This is a genomic window from Companilactobacillus miaonis, from assembly GCF_036913615.1.
Lineage (GTDB): Bacteria > Bacillota > Bacilli > Lactobacillales > Lactobacillaceae > Companilactobacillus.
This window is the reverse complement of record NZ_JAYKTX010000010.1, coordinates 82,200-101,495: the sequence shown is the minus strand read 5'-3', so window position 1 is coordinate 101,495 and position 19,296 is coordinate 82,200. Positions and strand designations below refer to the sequence as shown.

Below are 19,296 nucleotides of genomic sequence, written 5' to 3'. Positions count from 1 at the left end.
AAATGATTTTTTTAAACGTACCTGCACAACAAGATAAAATTATTGAATTGCTAAATAATTATGATCAAGATGGATTGACATTTGATTTTGTTGATAAGAAGGGTTTGAAATTAAGATTTAAAACCAACGCAACAGATTTAGATGCCGCCGCCAAGACAGCTAAGGCAGCTGTAAAAGCCGAAGTCTGGGGAAGTATGTTATCCTTCCAAGCGGGCTTTGAATAGGATTAAGTAGAACAAAAAGACAGGATGAATTACATGTCCTGTCTTTTTGTTTGTCGTTTAGACGCACTTGAATGTACTAAATGGGAAACCAAAATTCATATGATGATTTAATATGCTTGTTCTTTTTTAATCAAAAGTTAATATTATGGATTTATTTCTGTAAATCAAGAATTGAATTCTCGTAATAAGCAAATAAGCAAAAGAGATGATTCTATTTACTTTTATAATGGGGGTTCTGTTTAAAAATTAGGAGTGATTTAGTGGTGGAACTAGTTCTTACGACGATAATCAAGTGTGGCCCCCCTTCTTTCTATTTTAATTTAATTCTAATTAATATCTAATTATTTTAAACTATTTTATTGAAAAAAAACAGTCTTTGTAGATTTTGGGACAAATATTGAATTTTTGATTATTTACCTTGTGTTCTTAGTACAAAATAAAAAAGTTGTATATTTGCAAATTTCCAAACATATTAATTTTTTGGCATATAATTTAAATATTTGTGGGAGAGTAGAACTTGATTGAAATAAAAAATACTAGTGAATTCAGGTGAAATAAATGATTTATAAGAATTTTTCGCATTTTAAATATTTTTGGTTGAATGTTTTTGGCTTAGTTTATAGCGCTGAGAATATTATTATGGCCTATATTGTCGGAAATCTTACTAATATGGCGACAAATAAGGAATTTAATGCTATACCAAGTTTCTTATTTCAAATATTAGTAGCACTGTTATTGGTATTAGTTTCCAACTTATCCTTTAACTACTTAAAAGCAGATGCTATTAAGCAAACAAATATAACATTAAGAAGTAAAGTATTAAAAGGAATGCTGACGCGAAGTAAAGAAAATAGTTCGGATTTAGGATTTTTAACTAATGATTTTAAACTTTTGGAAACAAATCGTTATGAAGCAGAAATACAAATTCTGATCAATACTTATACAGTTATACTGGCATTGTTATACGCATTCTATCTAAATTGGTCACTGACATTAGTATTTTTAGTAGGATCAATATTGCCTTCTGTTGTATCGAATTTTTTTCAAAAACCAATTCAAAAATCATCTAATGAATGGTCTAAGGCAAACGATAACTATGTTAATCAGACCAAGTATACATTAGCTGGAACAGAAACCTTCAACTTGTATCATAAACAAGGAAATGCGGTTAGACAGAATAGTCGATCAATAAATACTTTGGAAGAAAAGCTTGCTCGTATGAACTTGCTAAAAAGTAATACAGATGCTTTTCTCAATGTTATTGCAATCGTCGGGACATTTTTATTACCCTTTTCTATCGGAATTATTCTGGTAATTAATGGAAAGACGAGTTTAGGAGCATTGTTTGCGATTGTACAGCTATCTAACTCATTTACGAATCCAATTTTGCAAATTTTGAACGAACGTAATAATTTATCCACCACAAAAGATATTGTTAAAAAAATAGATGGTTTTGTACATGAAATAAATTCACGGGATGATTCTACAGTAACAAATTTTGATGAATTACAAATACATGATATTTCCTTGTCTCGTCAGGGAAAGAAATTAGCTAATGAAATTGATTTATTAGTTAAAAAAGGCCAAAAAATTGCAATCGTAGGGCCATCAGGGTCAGGAAAGTCAACTTTATTGAATTTCTTATTGTATGGAACTTATGGTAAGGCTCAAGATGTTTTTTTAAATCAGTCAAAAGTTGATCCAGGATCATTTACCAATTTGTTTTCTTGCGCTAATCAGAAAACTGTTATTTTTCCAGATACACTTTGGTTTAATTTAACGTTAGGAGCAAGAGTTGATAAAAACAAAGTGATAGATTTGTGTAAAAGCTTAGATTTGACGTCTTTAATTGAAGAGAAAGGGTTTAATTATCAATTAGGAAACAATGCTGATCAGCTTTCAGGGGGACAATTATCTAGGATAGGTTTAGCAAGAGCTATTTTAGCTGAACGTCCAATTTTATTACTCGATGAAATAAATGCATCGCTCGATAAAAAGACTTCACAAGATATTCATAGATATTTATTTGAATCCAAGTTGACATTTATGGAAGTTAATCATCATTACAGTATAGATGAATTGAATAACTATAATTCAGTTATTGATTTAAGTTAATCCATAAAAAAAATTGGAACATAACGTAGCCTTCTTTAATTAAAATAAATAGCACTTCAAATTTGAAGAACAATTTGAAGTGCTATTTGCTTTAATGCCCGAAAGGTGATTTATCAGTTTTTTTGTTTCACTCATTAATAAGTTATTTTGGCAAATTTTGTATAAAATCACCGTAACCGGCTTGAGTCAGCATGGAAAGTATACTCTCTTGCAAACTCTTATCTTTCTTAAATAAACTATCAAAGTATAATCCCAAAATTTTATACATTAGGAGATCGGGATTTTCTGATAAGGCTTTTATTAATTGTAAAGTCTCGTTCAAATATGTATAATCGTTTTCTTTATAAGATCTATTTAAATAATTTATACAGATACCAGCAATTCGACGCTGTGCAACAAAAGAATGTTTATCAATAGTATTTTCGTACACAGAGATTATTTTCTTCATGTAAACGTTCAATCTGTCTAAACTAAAGATAAGCATTGAACTGCCAAATAATTGTAGAAAAACTTCATCATTTGCCCAATCTTCACTTTTATTTAATTCGTTTGATAAATCTTGTTTAAATTTCGTCGAAAGGTTTTCCATATTGTTCTATAGAATGGCAATTATTATTGTGACTTTTAAATATAGTAAACGATTGTCGGTTAATTTTGAAATTTGCTTTTCGATTTTTTTTGCTTGACTGAGATTGTGATCATAAAAAGCCTGTGCCAGTTTTTCTGAAATCACTTTTTTTAATTCCATTTCAGAGACCGGAGTACTTTTGTTTTCTAATACTTTAGTGAAGAAATCCTCGATATTAATTTTGTTGGCTATCAGAATGGCAATTAAGTCCTCGGATTTTAAATCTTGTTCACCATTCTCAACGCGTGAATATTGCGATACTGATAATATGTTCTTAACAAAAGCTGACTGTGTTAAATTCAAGTCAGTTCTTTCCTTATTTAAAAAGCTACCTATTCTAATCTTTTTCATTTACTTTTTCACTACTTTCTTTGTGACCATCTCGCCAAAACCAAACGAAGAACCAAGTAATACTAATCAGAGCTAATACAGCGGTCCAAATTAGGATTGGTTTGTTCATGTTCGTGGGTGCGTATAGCTTAAAAATATTGGAAAGGGCAATGACCCAGATGATTGGTTCAGAGGCAATTACGATTGGCCGCCAAGTTTTTTTGATGACGAACATGGTGATGAGAGCGGCGATGATGACTAGTGCATTGATGGTAACGACTAAACCGTCAGTTAGGGTGAGGTTGAGAACTTCGGGTTTGAAAAATTGAATGCCGGTAAAAATTACAATTGAAAATATCGAGACGATCCAAGTTGATAGTAAACCTAATTTCTTATTTTGAATTAGTTTGGGATAGACGCTTTGATGAATAAACCAAAGAATGCCCCAAATTAGGAAGAGTAAGAAGATTCCGTTTAACAAAAAGGGTGCTAAATTTAATTGCCGGTTTTGACTGTTCATCTGGAGGATCAAAGTCCAAATGGCACTGATGCCGAAGATGATTCCATAAAATTTTAATTGTTTTTTGGGAGTTATTTTCGGAAAGTTACTGATCAATTGATCGGCGACTTCGTTAGGGTGCTGGCCAAAATACTCTTTAGCAGTGGAACCATCCTTTTGTGCGTCGAGGATGTCTTGCAAAATTTCGAAAAGCCGGCTTTCTACTTCGTAATCGTCGTACAAAATACCAGCTGTCCGTACGTAAACGAGTAGGTCATCGTAATACTTGGCATTTTCGGGATTCAAGTCTTTTCGTAAGACGTTGTTATTTGCAATTAGTTGTTGTGTTTCGTCTGATTTACTCATCTTGTCCACCTTTTTGAGAAATAATTTTGTTGACGACTGATTCTAGTGCCTGCCACTGACTGACAAATTCGTGTAACTGTTTTTGACCTTGTTTTGTCAGTGAATAATACTTGCGCATGGGACCTTCGGATGAAGGCTTTTGCTGGCTGGTCAAGTCGCCGCGTTTTTCCAATTTTTGAAGTAACGGATAAACGGTTCCGCCGATCACATCGGTAAAACCGAGCTTATTTAGCTTTTGGACTAATTCGTAGCCGTAAACTTCTTCTTTGGAGACGACGATCATTACGCAACCTTCGAGTACTCCTTTGAGTAATTGGGAATTATTCATTTTTTTGACCTCACTATTATGTAATACATACTACTAGGGTCCAACTAGTATGTAAAGCATAATAGTGAAATCTTTGGTAGAATAGTTTTGAAATAAAAATTGTGGGGAAGAAATAATGGATAATGAGGAATTATTAAAATCAGACATTATTGACCGACACGTTCGACAAGGACTCGGATTAAGCTGGGTCAATTTTGCCGTTTTGTTTTGTGCAACCTTGATTGCCAGCGTCGGTTTGAATATGAATTCAGTCGCGGTCATCATTGGAGCCATGTTGATCTCGCCGATTATGGATCCAATCATCGGAATGGGGTATGGCTTCGGGATTCGTGATACTAAATTGATTCGTAAAGCTGCCACCTTGTACGTGATCGAATTGGTAGTTGCGCTAATTGCGGCGACGATCTACTTTGCTTTGTCACCAATCAAAGATGCTAGTGAGCAAATAATCGCTCGGACCCAACCAGCCATTTGGGATGTGTTAGTGGCTTTCTTCGGAGGTGTCGCCGGCATTATCGGTTCAGCCAAGAAAGACCCCGGCAATATCCTACCTGGAGTAGCGATTGCGACTGCATTGATACCACCACTTTCAACCGTCGGTTATGGTGTCAGTCAAATGAACTGGTCGATTGTTTTCAGCGCCGGCTACTTGTTCTTGATCAATACCTTCTTTATCGCCCTAGCCACGATGATCTGCACCTTGATTTTCAACTTTAAGACGAAGAAATCTTCGTCAATGCCTTTGAAAAATCAGATTTTAATCTTCGCTGCCGCCATAGTAATCACGATACCAAGTTTGGTGTCGGCTTCAACGTTGGTTAAACAGACTTATCATGATACGCAATTAACGAGTTTTATTACTAATGAATTACCTGGCGTTTATGTCGTTAATAAAGAAATTAATAATAATAAAATTGAATTGGCTGTCATTGGTAGCCAATTTAGCGATTCAGAAATCACTAATTTAGATAAGAAATTAAAAAACTACCAGTTAGGTGATTATAAGTTACAGATTCAGCAATTATCCAAAGGAAATTACTTGAGTGTTGATGCCTTTAAGAAATATGTCGATCAAGAGAAGACTAAGACCACTCAAACAGCGACAACAGATAATTCGGATAAGAATCTTTTGAAATTGAAACAACAATTATTGAAGAAATATCCAGATGAGGTTGAAAAAGTTTACGTTGGTCAAATGGCTTCGAAGAGTAAGACTAAAAAAGCTATCATCTTAGTTCAACTAAAAGACGATACTAAAGAGAATCAAGATAAAGTTAAGAAATACGTTGAGAATGCGGCTGACAAGTTAGACATCAATCCATCGATTCATTTTACAAAAGAATAAATGAAGACACAAAAAGAGCACTAGGTGACCACACCTAGTGCCTTTTTGGATACAGAATAACCGAGAATAGTTACCCTTTGTTTGATGTATCAATTTTATTGTACCAATAAAGAATCGAAAGTTACAGTTCATTATTGTAGATCACGAAATTGTTTAGGTGTTTTACCGATTCTTTTTTTAAAAATGGCAATGAAATGACTCGGTTGATTGAATCCAACTTTATTCGCAATATCAGTAATATTGAAGTCTGAATTTTGTAAAAGCATGATTGATTTTTGAAGCTGATAATTAAGTAAGTATTCATATGGAGTGACATTGAGTGCTGAATGAAAGCAACGTAAGCATTCAGATTTGCTGACGTGGGCACTACTAGCGATGGTAGTAATCGTTATCTTTTCTGCAAAGTGGTGATGTATGTAATTTAAAAAAATGTATATTCGTTCTTTAGTTAGGTTGTTACTAGGAGTATCAGTTGGTAAATCGATGTTTTCTTGCATTAACAGCCAAATATTGTGTAGATTTACTAGAACTTGGTAGGGATATAAATCGGATTTCTTATCCTCAAGAGTGATTAGTTGTTTTAATAATTCCAAGATTCTTCTTTGCCAAGGGTTACTGGGCAATAAATGAACAAAATTAAAATTTTGATTATTGATCAGTTTATTGACTGTTATATTTGCGGGACTATTTAGATAAAAATCCAAGAATTCTTCGGGGAAAATGAAACTATGGTAATTGGATTGGGTAGTGGGTTCAATGAGGTGAATTTGGTTTTTATTTAAAAATAGTCCTTCGCTTGAATTTAAAATGATGTTTTTATTTTCCAATGTGGAGAAGATAATGGGACCCTTGGAAATAAAAATGAATTGTAGATCTTCATGCCAATGCCAGTTTCGAAAGCCAGGATTATGTGGGAAAGCGGCTATCCCTTTGACATTCAAAACTAAATAAGGAAAAGGATTTTTTTGATATAAATTAACAGAATTGATGATTTTTTCAGTCATTAGGTAATCACCTTGAAGATATTGTGATATTTTTTGGTCTTTTAATGTCACTATAACATTGAACGATTGAATATGATAATAGAAAGAAAGGAATTTATTATGTTCAATTTTATTTTAATTTTAGTTTTTTTAGGTGGAATTATCGGTGGCGTGATTTCTTCAGTTGCAGGCGGGGCTTCAATAGTTTCTTATCCGATTTTATTGATCAGTGGAGTTCCACCAATTTTTGCTAACATAACTAATCATGGAGCGCTGATCTTTGATTATATGGGGGCAATTTCTTCATCGACTAAGGAATTAAAGGGACATTGGAAGCAAGCAATTTTCTACGCTATGAGCGCCACAGTTGGGGCAGTATTTGGTACGTATTTATTATTGGCTTTTCCTTCGAAGGTATTTGAAAAAGTAGTTCCCATTTTTTTAGTTTTATCCGGAATCCTTTTTTTAATTGGAAACAAGAAAAAATGCTCGACGAAAGTAGTTCCTAAATCTTTGATTATTGTCATCATGTTCATGATGGGATGTTACACAGGATATTTTGGTGGTGCTAATGGGGTCATTCTTTTAGCTGCATTACAATATTTAACCAATGAAAATTTTTTAGTTAATAATGCGATTAAAAACGTCATTTGTGGGATAGCTAATGTTGTTGCCTTCATTATTTTTATCTTCAGATCACAAGTTTATTGGCTACAAGGTATTTTTTTAGCAATGGGGATGTTGATAGGCGGATTTTTGGGTCCTAAGCTATTACGTCATATATCAGTTGTTAAATTACGATGGATCATTGCTATATTAGCTTTTATGCAGGCAATTTATTTCTTTATTCAATCCTATTAAGGGTATAAAAAAACTCCCATTATTGTAATGGAAGTTTTTTTTAAGCTATTATGCGGCAGCATTTTCTTGTTCTTGTTTGAGCAATCTTCTGTCGTAACGTTTGATAAATGGATACCAAACAAGGAATGCGACGATAGCACAAACGATTGAAAGAACGGCACCTTTCCAACTAGCTGTTCCGATAAATCCACTCAAACCAACTGGTGTAGGCCATGGTTGTTGTGTAATGATCTTAGGAACTAACTTCGTAGAAATAGCGAAGTAACTAACTAGTCCTGATGCTAATGGTGCAGCGATAAATGGAATCATCAAGTCAACGTTATAAACAATAGGTAGACCGAAGAGAATAGGTTCATTAATGTTGAAGATAGCAGGAACAACTTCAACTTTACCAATTTCCTTCAATTGAACTGATTTGGCACAAGTTGCTAACCAAATGGCAACACCTAGTGTAGCACCAGCACCACCAATGATAACGAATCCGTTCAATGGGTCACCAGCAAAGAAGTTGTTGGCACCTTTAACATTGGCAGCCATATTTGCCAAAACGATTGGTGTGTAGAATGAACTCATGATTGTTGAACCATGAACACCGAACCACCATAGGAAGTGGATCAAGAAGATGATGATTAGGAATCCCCACCAAGTATTAGTAATATCACTAATAAATGAGAATGGGACAAATAGTAATTTGAATAAATCAGTTCCGGCGAAAACTAGAACTAAATTGATTGCACCGACTACGACAGCCACGCATAGTCCAGGAATCAATGAACTGAATGAGTTAGAAACACCAGCTGGAACTGAAGCTGGCATCTTAATTTGCCAATTATGTTTTACAGTGAAGCGATAAACTTGCACTGTGATCCAACCAACAACTAAACCAGTAAAGATACCAACTGAGGCAATTCTAGTAATACCTGAAGTTGATACAGCAATACCAGCACCGATAATGTTATCAGGCTTTAGTGATTGTTGAAATTGAATAGTACCACTCTTCCAGATCAATTGTGGAACAGTGATAAAGAATGCCATCAAGAACATGAACAATGCGTTGATAGGAACTAAATTCAACTTTTCTTCTTGTTCATAAATCTTTGTGTAAGAGAATGTAAATTGTCCCGCAAAGATTAGGGCTAAAATACCCATTGTGGCGTTATAGATAACTTGGAATAAGTTCGTAAAACGACCTAAACTATTTGCATATAATGCTGCAAACCCGGGAATTGGGAATGCTTGTGGTAAAACAGTTAAAATTAAGAAAATGGCACCAATAATTGAGAATGGGATAACACTGTAACCAGCATCCATGATAGCTCTAACGAATCTAGAACCAGCAAACTTACCGGCAACGTTGATCATCTTATCTTTGAAGGTACCTGACTCCTCATTTGCCATATATATCCCTCCTTCAAAAGAATACAGTGATTATAATAGTGCAACCGTTTCCAAAAGTAAACCAATTATTTAAATAAATTTAAACCGCTTTCAAGCTCATACACCTATCAAATCAAGATGTCAAGACTCATTCGAATCTGTGTCACACAAAAAGTGGTATACCTCATTTTATTTATTTGAGGAAATATCCCCAAAGTTTCCATATAAGAATTTTGGTTTCTACCAATCAATCTATAAATACTTTTTGTATAGGAACCCATACATTTGTTTACTATTTTTATTGTGATGGTTATATAATTATAGAAAATGTATCGGGGGCTGGTCGTATGGCACGTAAAGTTATCCTTTTTATTACGCAAACTTTGGACGGTTATATCGCCAATGAAAAAGGGAAAATCAATTTTTTATGGAATGATAAATTTGCATCAGGGAACGCAGTTGATCGAGAGTATGCCAAACTTTCCAAACGAGTCAACACGGTGGTGATGGGAAGACACACTTACAATCAAGTCGTAAATGAGCTTTCCCCCGACACTTATCCGTATGCCGACTATGAAAATTATGTGATGACGACACATCCCTTGCCCGACGAAGATAATATTCACTTCATCAACGGCGACGTTGCCCAATTGGTAAAAGATTTGAAGTCAAAATCATCACGAGGTGATATTTGGGTCATCGGCGGCAGCAACGTCATCGCTCCATTAGTCAACGCCGATTTAATCGACATCTATCATATCGGAATTGTGCCGATCGTCTTGGGAAAGGGAATCCCATTGTTTTCCGAACGTGTGTCACCCAAAGAATTAACACTAGATTCTGTAAAAAAAATAGACGAAATTGTGTATTTAGAATATATAAGATAGGTAGATAAATAAATACTATAAAAAATAGAGATATTGATTAAATTCAATATCTCTATTTTTTATATGTTCTAAAGTAATATTTCTTTTTTTAAATAAAAATTAACCTAAAAATATATAAAAATATTTTTTTGAAAGTGCTAAAATCAAGGTAATTGATGTAAGGGATTAACGTTGTGTTTTAAAAGTCCGGAGAGGGGTTTTTAGCTATGAAGAAAAACGTTAAATATATAGGCAGTGCAGTCGCCGTGGCCTTACTCGCCGCCGGTGCGCCTGTGGTTATTCCTATGATAGAGCCAGTACAAATAGTTCAAGCTGATAGTGTAACTAATGATCCTAATTATGATGTTAAAACTGCTTTGACAAGATTTAAGAGCCAATTCGGAGATATTTATGTTGCTGGATATAATAGTATAAAACTGATATTAAACACTTTATCTGGTTATTCGGCTGATAAATTTTATTATTTCAATCCAGGACACCCACAATCTATACATGACATTCAGAGCGATCAAGATTTGAAGAAAATTAAACTTAATCCTATTGAAGGTCAAAATGGTGATTTTAACGATGATATATTTGAAAATACAAATAGCCAGGTTTTATTTAATGATGAATTATTGGGATATATTACATTTAGTGATGCGGTTTCAGGAGATATTGATTCCTCAACGGGTGATAAATTAAAAGATTATGCGAATAACTTAAATAATAATGAATTTCCTATAAGGGCTACAGTACATGTAACTGCTAAGTCTGATTCACTTCTAAGGGATATTGATCCTAGTTTAACTACTTTTTCGTTTAATATTTATTTGAGTAGATTTGACATAAAAAAGGATAACTCAGATATTATTGTGAGCTCTGGTACGACATTAACTGATTCAATTTTGAATGAAGTAGGTACGAATTCTTTATCAGTAACTGATAACTATTCACAAAATGGTGGAGATACGACATCTATGTCAGCTCCTCATTTTGGTAAAAGTGTTTTCTCTAGTGAAAAAGATGCTCAAAATTATGCTGAATCAGATGATTTTGATCCAGAATCTACATTGGCAACTGGTGGTTCTAAATTGGATAATGGTAAGATTGAAACTCCAGGTACTTATTGGCAAACAGTTTCTTATAAATTAAGCGGTAATAAAGATCAAGCAATTCAATATATGCTATCAGGTGAAAAAGATCCAAAAACCAATGGTGTAATAGATAACTATGAAACGTTTATAAATGGAACAAAGCCAACAAAAAGTAATAATTTTATTTTAAACAAAAATTCTGGGTATATAACGGTTGTACGTTCTTTCAAGGTAATTGGTAATTTGAATGCAAATATAAATCCAGTTCAGGCATCGGTGAATAGTAAAACTAGTGATCTTCCAAGTACAGGGTTAGGGAAGCTTATAAATGGTAGTAATGATGTCTCTAGTACATCATCAACAGATGGAGTACTTTATACAGATAAAGAAACACAGCATCAAGCAACGACGAATGAGATCAAAGATGGTACTTTTAAAAAAGCTCGAACATATTATCGTAGAGTGGTTTTCACGCTAGATAGTGGAAATGCTAGTGATTACAATATTTCGTCAGATGCTTATGCTCATAGCGGTAATACTATTACTTTTGTGCAAGAAATTGATGTTAAAGATTCAGCTACACCAAATATAAATTCAGTCAATCCTAAAGTTGGAGATTCTATAAATTCAAATACAGGAGAAAATACTGATAATACTGCCAATAACAATACTTTAATGAATATAGATGGTTCTTTGGTTGATACAACTAAGGGGCAATATAGTGGCGTAAGTTTTGGTACGAGTTATTACAAATACGATCCAGATTTGTACAATTCTGATTCAGCGTATTCTAATGCGCTTAATAAAGAAGTTATTAATAATGAAGGAACAACAACTGATGTTGTAGATACAAATGGCAACTTCATTAAATCGGGTGATTACTTAAGAACAATTACTTTCTATCTAATTGATGGTGCAGTGGATACTAATACGTTTGGAACGGATACTAGTTCTTATAAAGTGGGAAAAGATGGTGAAGGAAACAATACCGTTACTTATATTCAAAAAGTTCATATAGCTCCTGTACCGACTGTAACAGCAACTGTTAGTTATGATGCCCCAACTATATATAAAAATTCTGGTTCTGATAAAATAATTGCTGCATTGAATAATACGACCAATGATACTTTGAAAATTGGTAGTGGTAATGAAGAAACATCAATAATTGATATTGATGATCAAGGTGAAAAAAGGATTGAATTTGGGAAAACCTATTATTCAGATATCAACTTAAGTACACCGGTCATGGGTTTATCTGCATTAGGAACTTATTATCGTACGATAACTTATTATTTAACGGAAAATGTAGATACTTTAGATTTTACTGGTGCAAATAAACTTTCAACTGATAGTAAGGATAATAGTGTTACATTTGTACAACCATTTACTGTTAAAAATTTTGGAAATGTTACAGTAAATGTTCCCGATGCGACAGTGGCAGTTGGTTCAACAATAATAAATAGCCCTGAACCATCATTAACAGCTGATATAAAACCAAACATGTATTCAAGTTATTGGCCAATTGATGAGCTTTATAAAAATATAGATGATGCAAAAAATAATAGTAATTCCTTTGAACTCTCTGAATCGACCCCTGTAGGGGTATATTATCGTCAAATTCGTATTAAGTTCAATGGAAAGATAAATGCAGATGATTATAAATTCCCAGAAGTAAATGGTGTTGCCGCAATGATAAGCAGTGATGGGACTAGTGTAGGATACTATCAAAAGGTCATAGTGGCTAATCCAATAACAGCAACTGTTCCAGATATTACTATTGGCGAAAATGTACCTACAACGACAATTGATGATGATTTTTCTGGGATTAATTTTGTGGATAGTAATACTAAAGAACCTTTGAAAGTTGATGTTGGTCTTGTTGCTCCTATGTTAGATCCTCAGATGCCAACTCTTTATTTTAAAACGGCTGCTGGAGCAATGGCATTTTTCAGTGGTGATACTAGTGGACTTGCAAATATTGACCAACAAGAAATTTCATCATTTTCCGAAAAAGGTACATATTATCGTATAATTGGATTTACTTTAAGTAATAATGAAATTTCAAATTATGAGTTTGATAGCACTATAAATGGTGAAAAAGCATATATTTTGCCTATGGATGATAAAACGTATGTTTTTTATATTCAAAAGATTAACGTAACTGACGGCTTTGTTGAAAATATAGATACGGTATCTGCTCACGTAGGCGATTCTGTCGGTTCAATAAATAAAGGTGAAAGTACTATAGAGGCAAATGGTTCATCTATCATTAATGATGATCTGACAACAGTCGGTGATAAGTATTATTCTAATAAGGAAGAAGTTTTGAGTGATGATGGAAGTTCGTCAAACTCAGAATTTACAGCCCCAGGTACGTATTATCGGACAATTACATTCACCTTAAAAACAGGTTCAACGAGTGATTATACGTTTGATGGTGTTCAAGGTACTGACTATAGGATTGATTCAGATAAAACTGTAACCATGGTTCAACCGGTTCAAGTTAGATATGCCGTGGTTCCTGTAATCGGTAGTCCAAATGTAAGTAGAGAATCCCTGGTTAGTGATTCTAAATTAAATAAACCTACATTAACTGCCTATGATAATTCAGTTGTAAGCGACATTTCATATGGTGATAATTATTATGATATTTCTAATACGAATAACACAGTTTCAAATATTCTCAATGGAAACGCAGAAACTGATGATGTAGTAGATAAAGATACACAAAGTTTCATTAAATCTGGTAGTTTTTATAGAACGGTAACATTCACATTAAATGGTGATATAGATGACTTTGATTTCTCTAAGTTATCGAAGGATTCATATAAGGTAGATGGAAATAAGGTTACTCTTCTTCAAAAGGTGAATATCCTTTCCGGCAAAGCTGTTGCTAAAGTAGATAACTTAATAGTAAATGTTGGCTCATCAACAGATATAACAGATACAAATGGTGATGATTTGGTTGATAGTGACAGTGATAAATCATTATTAGTTGATAATTCTGATAAAGATAGAATTACCTTTGGTACAACTTATTACACAAATGCTAAAAGTGCTTTGAATGATGATGGTAAAACTGATGTGGTTGATGTCGGCAGTACCTTTATGACACCAGGACAAACTTACTATCGTACAGTTACTTTCAAGCTAAATGACGCGGCTAAGAATTATGCCTTTGATGATTTTGTAAATGGCGTTGGTTCTGTAAGAAATGCTGACTATATTACTTATGTTCAATCAGTAACTACAACAGCAAATTCTACAACAGCAATAATTCCTGATCTTGATGTGGCCTATGGAACAAGCTTTGATTCAATCATAGGAAATACTGACGGAATTGAATTGAATGATAATAAGACAAATGATACATTGATTGTTAAAGATGGTATATCGGCAGATTCGAAGATTTATGCGACTGCTAATGATGCTTATGAAGGGAAAGTTTCAAGTGATACTGGTGAATTTACCAAGGATAAATACTATCGCAGAATAACGATTAATTTAGGCGATGCTGCATCCAATTATGATTTTAAAGATGTTATAAATGGCTTTACACCAATTAAAGATGGAACGAAACTAACATTTGTCCAACAAATCAATGTTAAATCGGTTGTAAAAGTTGCTACAGTTTCAGGAAAAGTTGGTGAGAAGGTAGAAGATATTGGATCAGACACGGCTAACTTAACTATAAATGATGAGGGGCCTATGAAAGATCATGTTACAACAGGGAATAAATTATTTACTACAGCTAAAAATGCAATAGAAAATGATTCTACTGGATCAGAAGATAATTTAACAGCTGGAATACGTTATCGTAGAATTACTTATACTTTAGATGAACCAGCTGATCAATATATCTTCAATGGCAAACCCGGAGAAGATTATGTAATTGATGGTAATAAGGTAACATTTGCTCAACAAATCATTATCGAGCCTGTTGAACCAATCACAGTGACTGCTTCAGTAGGACCATTGGATATTGATGATAAAACAAAAGTTAATAATCACAAAGTAAAGGATAATCAAAATTACACATTAACAGGTGCTGAGTTCGACAAAATTGGCACTACATACTATAAGACCCTTAAAGGTGCGCTAAATGGTGTTAATGGGGATGACTCAGACGAAACCGATTATTCAAGTAATGGTTATTTCAAAGCGGGTAATTATTATCGTTTGGTTTACTTTAAGATTGACAGCAACTTTTCTAAGAATTACACCGTACAAGAAGACAATGTCAAAGTATTTCCTGACAAAGGATTTGCCGTATATGTTCAACCCATGAATGTTCATTCTGCTAAAAAAGAAGTTAAGGCATATATTTCATCTGGTGAGACTAAGGTTGGACAAAGTAATATCAAATCTGGTCAAGTTGAATTACGTGATAGTACTGGGAATATCATTAAACCGGTGGCAGTTTCTTATGGTCATGGTTATTATGTAAATAATAAAGATGTTTTTGATGATAATGTAAAGCCAGATGTAGCTAATGGAGAAAGTTTTAAAAAAGCCAAATTGTATTATCGTGCCGTAACATTTGAATTGACCAATGCTGATTTTGCTAATTATAATTTCGACAATGCTGATTATGTAAATGCAGAGGAAAATGAAGTTTCGTTTATTCAACCAATTTATGTTGAAGCAGAGGATACTCAAGGCGTTATAGTTCATGTTGATCCTTTGTATATTACAAGCGGCACCTCTGAAAGTGATGTTGCTAAGGTTAATGGAACGTTAGAAGCTACTGAAGATGGCGATATTGGCGATATTTCTGAGGTTGGAACTACTTACTATAATTCAATTAATGCGGCGTTAAATCAAAGTACTAATGCAGATGATTTGGCAACGGACGCTGTAAGTAGTGGTACCTTCAATCAAGGTCATTACTATCGTTTGATTACTTTTGAATCTTCAAAGGACTTAAGCAAGGGATATCTTTTAAATGAAGATAATGCAAAGCTGATTTCTAATAATAAAGTTATCTATGCTCAAGAAATCAATGTTAGTGATAATCCAGTAGTTAAAGCTAATATCACGGCTGCCAGTGCTAAGGTCGGTGATAGTACTGATCTTAAGGACACAGCTGGTAATGAACTATTTACTCAAAGTGGGATTCCAATTTCTGCAAAGATTACCTTTGGTTCTGATTATTACAGTAATTCTGGGGATGTCTTTGATGATAATGTTAAGCCAACCTTTACAGGTGGTAACTTTACAAAAGCTGATACATATTATCGTGAAATTACCTTCCATTTAGATACTGATGATGCAATAAACAGTAATGAATTTGGCACTAATGCTAAAATCGATAAGGATAGTAAGACTGTTTCTTATGTTCAAGCTGTAGTAGTTAGTGCTAATGAGACAGCAACTTTCAAGGTTGATCCATTAAACATTAAAGCTGGAACACCAGTTAGAGATTCAGCAGTAGGAGCCTCAAGTGGCACTTTAACCGATGGTACTAAAGTGTTGGCTACTGGAACTCCTGATAACTCTAGGTTTTATCGTAATGTCGATGATGCTAAGAATAACGCAAGTATCTTGGCAGATGCGATAGTCAGTGGCAACTTCAAGAAGGGAACTTATTATCGAGTAATTAGTTTTAAACCGACTGATCCAAACTTTAAGAGTGATTATGTGCTACATGATTCAAATTATTGGACGGACGCAAAGGGTAACCTCTGTTATGCCCAATTGATCAACGTTGGTGCAACTGGCTCAGTTGATGCTGATATTAAATTGGTTACAGCAAATGTTGGAGATAGTGTGGATGGACTTGATAAGACTGGCAACAATTTGACTGATGACTCAGGTAAACAAATTACCGCTAATATCAGTTTCGGGGATATCTTTGATGACGATGATTCAGTCTTTGCAGTTGGGGCTAAACCTACTAGTGATATTGTTAATGGCAAATTTACTAAAGCCAAGACTTATTACCGGGCCGTGATTTTTAATGTCGATCCACAAGTTTTAGCTGATAATAATTTCAGTGGCGATGCTCGAATCGATACTGATAAACATACAATTTCATATATTCAAGCTATCAGTGTTAGATCAGATAGAGCTGATGTTACAGTTAACGATTTAACTATTAATGCCGGTACTTCAACAAAAGATGTGAAGTTAACTCAAACTAGTGGTTATGTTTTGAAAGCTGCTAGTGGGGTTATCGACAGTAAAGTCGCAGTGGGTGACAGTTATTATGATTCGGCTGAATCTGCTTTGGCCCAAGGCAGTGATTTGAGTAAAGCAGTTGTTAATGGTAAATTCACCAAGTCAGGGGATTACTATCGTCTAATTACTTTCACACCTAGTGTAGCTTTGGACGCAGATAGTTTTGCGGATGGTAATGCACATGTGAATAATGATGGTACAGTAACTTACGTTCAAAAGGTACATGTGGATAAAAATGAGGCTAGTGTCAATGCTTCAGTCAATGATTTGGATGTTCGAGTTGATTTGGCTGGTGAGAATCCTGCCTTGATAAACACCAAGAACTACATGTTGAAAGATGTCTATGGTCAATCTCTAGTTGATAAGACTAGGGGAACTTATGGTGTTTCACTTGGTAGTAAGTACTTCCTCAATAGTGATTTAACTGGTGAAACTAATGATGCTAGTGGCGCTAAGATCAACAAGGCAAATACTTATTATCGTACAGTTAAGTTCTATCTAACGTCCGGTGCCTATGATGCCAATGATTTTGCACAGATTGGTGGAACTTATAACGAGAGTGATAACAGTGTAACCTTTGTACAAAAGATTATAGCAAGTAACTATTCAGCCATCACACATGTCAATGGCGTTACAATTGACCAAAATGTCCTGGCCAATGATGCAGTTTTGCATAACGCTTCGGATATTTCAGTAGTAGACCGTGATAATGGTTCAATTATTGCTAATAATGGCGTCAAATTTGGAACTGACTTTTATACTGATAAAGCAGCTACAAATAAGACCACAAACATCGACAGTGATGGTAGATTTACTAAAGCCGGCACTTATTATCAAAGAGTGACAGTTAAATTAGTTGATAACGGAACTAATGCTTATACATTTAGTGGTGAAAATGTTTCAGTTGATCCAGATAACAATACGGTAACCTTCATCCGTGCAGTCACCGTCAAAGAAGCTTCCTCAACTGGAGGTTCGACCGGTGGTAATACTGGTGGCAGTACTGGTACTGGAGGAAATTCTGGTAACAGCGGTTCAACGAGTGGAACAGGTTCATCAACTGGTACAGGTGACACTTGGGCTTATACCGATAACTCTGGTGTTGTTACGACCAAGACAGATCGTCAAATGTACGGTTTGAACAATCAAAATAATGATCGAATCACTAACCGGAATTTGGCTGAAAATACTTCTTGGAAGTACGATCAAATTCGGACTAACGAATCCGGTGTCAAACAATATCGTGTTGCTACTGGTGAATGGATTGACGCAAATGATGTTTATCTAGGATATCCACAAACCAATCAAGATGATGATTGGATTTACACTGATGTTTCGGGAATCGTAACGACTAAGACAAATCAAAGACAATATCAATTAAATGATCAAGCCAATGATGTTATTTCTAGTCGTAATTTGAAGAAGGATACGTCATGGAAGACTGATCAATATCGGACTAATAAAGCTGGTGTTCAACAATATCGTGTTGCTACTGGCGAATGGGTCGATGCGAACGATGTTATCTTTGGTCAAAATCAAGTGGCTGTTGACGATGCTTGGACATATGCGAATATTGATGGCATTATTACAACTAAGACCGATCAAACGACATATGACTTGGATAATCAAGACAACGAATTGATCAAAGGTCGTCAATTGGTCCAAGATACGTCATGGAAGACTGATCAAGTCAGAACTAACCGCGCTGGTATCAAACAATATCGTGTCGCTACTGGTGAATGGGTCGATTCGAATGCTGTCTTTTTTGAAGAACCAGTTGAGACAGGTGTCTTCAAGAATGCCGTTGGCGTTAAGGGAATTATTAATCTAGATCGCACAAGTACGGTTTATCGCTTGTATTCTAAAGAAGATGAACTGATTGACGATTATTCCTTAGCTCAAGAAACATCTTGGAGAACTGATTATCGTGTTGAAGATTCAAACGGTGATACTTATTATCATGTCGGTAATGACGAATGGATCAAATTAGTTAAGGGGGTTCATTTCAATACTTACGCATGGTATTAGAGAGTGGAATAGGCCAAGGCAATTAGAAAACAATTACCTTGGCCTATTTTTTTGTAAAAAAGTGCTTGC

General features: G+C 34.5%; 12 protein-coding genes. 6 read left to right on the top strand and 6 right to left on the bottom strand.

The window, feature by feature from the left end:
* Positions 1-2 precede the first annotated feature (2 nt).
* Both U8521_RS09730 and U8521_RS09725 read left to right on the top strand, forming a co-directional pair.
* Complete coding sequence (locus tag U8521_RS09730; protein ID WP_135373671.1) at positions 3-224, top strand: hypothetical protein; 222 nt, start codon at positions 3-5, stop codon at positions 222-224.
* Between the two features lie 558 nt (positions 225-782).
* Entirely contained in the window at positions 783-2,339 is a 1,557-nt protein-coding gene (locus tag U8521_RS09725) for an ATP-binding cassette domain-containing protein (protein WP_334352591.1), read from the top strand.
* Between the two features lie 142 nt (positions 2,340-2,481).
* On the opposite strand, the gene U8521_RS09720 is transcribed toward U8521_RS09725, so the two are convergent.
* From U8521_RS09720 to U8521_RS09705, 4 genes are read right to left on the bottom strand one after another with little or no spacing between them, the layout of a single operon-like run.
* The gene (locus tag U8521_RS09720) at positions 2,482-2,928 is read right to left on the bottom strand and encodes an Rgg family transcriptional regulator (RefSeq protein ID WP_334352590.1); all 447 of its coding nucleotides are present in this window, start codon (positions 2,926-2,928) and stop codon (positions 2,482-2,484) included.
* Between the two features lie 6 nt (positions 2,929-2,934).
* Positions 2,935-3,318 carry a helix-turn-helix domain-containing protein gene (locus tag U8521_RS09715; protein WP_334352589.1) on the bottom strand — a complete coding sequence of 128 codons (384 nt, stop codon included), beginning with the start codon at positions 3,316-3,318 and terminating at the stop codon, positions 2,935-2,937.
* Entirely contained in the window at positions 3,305-4,162 is an 858-nt protein-coding gene (locus U8521_RS09710) for a DUF1129 domain-containing protein (protein ID WP_334352588.1), read from the bottom strand. Before U8521_RS09710 ends, U8521_RS09715 begins: the two co-directional genes overlap by 14 nt.
* Positions 4,155-4,490 (bottom strand): PadR family transcriptional regulator, encoded by a 336-nt coding sequence (locus U8521_RS09705; protein ID WP_334352587.1) that lies wholly within the window; start codon positions 4,488-4,490, stop codon positions 4,155-4,157. Before U8521_RS09705 ends, U8521_RS09710 begins: the two co-directional genes overlap by 8 nt.
* A gap of 115 nt (positions 4,491-4,605) precedes the next feature.
* Here U8521_RS09705 and U8521_RS09700 point away from each other — a divergent pair, with 115 nt between their 5' ends.
* Positions 4,606-5,835, top strand: coding sequence for a DUF389 domain-containing protein (locus U8521_RS09700; protein ID WP_334352586.1), 1,230 nt, complete (start codon positions 4,606-4,608; stop codon positions 5,833-5,835).
* A 131-nt stretch (positions 5,836-5,966) separates the two neighbouring features.
* On the opposite strand, the gene U8521_RS09695 is transcribed toward U8521_RS09700, so the two are convergent.
* Positions 5,967-6,839 (bottom strand): AraC family transcriptional regulator, encoded by an 873-nt coding sequence (locus tag U8521_RS09695; RefSeq protein WP_334352585.1) that lies wholly within the window; start codon positions 6,837-6,839, stop codon positions 5,967-5,969.
* A 99-nt stretch (positions 6,840-6,938) separates the two neighbouring features.
* Here U8521_RS09695 and U8521_RS09690 point away from each other — a divergent pair, with 99 nt between their 5' ends.
* On the top strand, positions 6,939-7,679 hold the full coding sequence (locus U8521_RS09690) for a sulfite exporter TauE/SafE family protein (RefSeq protein WP_334352584.1): 741 nt from the start codon (positions 6,939-6,941) through the stop codon (positions 7,677-7,679).
* A gap of 48 nt (positions 7,680-7,727) precedes the next feature.
* On the opposite strand, the gene celB is transcribed toward U8521_RS09690, so the two are convergent.
* Positions 7,728-9,077: a PTS cellobiose transporter subunit IIC gene (celB, locus tag U8521_RS09685; protein WP_334352583.1), complete on the bottom strand. Its 1,350-nt coding sequence runs from the start codon at positions 9,075-9,077 to the stop codon at positions 7,728-7,730.
* 326 nt (positions 9,078-9,403) lie between these two features.
* Here celB and U8521_RS09680 point away from each other — a divergent pair, with 326 nt between their 5' ends.
* Entirely contained in the window at positions 9,404-9,943 is a 540-nt protein-coding gene (locus U8521_RS09680; RefSeq protein WP_334352582.1) for a dihydrofolate reductase family protein, read from the top strand.
* A gap of 206 nt (positions 9,944-10,149) precedes the next feature.
* On the top strand, positions 10,150-19,227 hold the full coding sequence (locus U8521_RS09675; protein WP_334352581.1) for an RHS repeat domain-containing protein: 9,078 nt from the start codon (positions 10,150-10,152) through the stop codon (positions 19,225-19,227).
* The last annotated feature ends 69 nt before the right edge of the window (positions 19,228-19,296 follow it).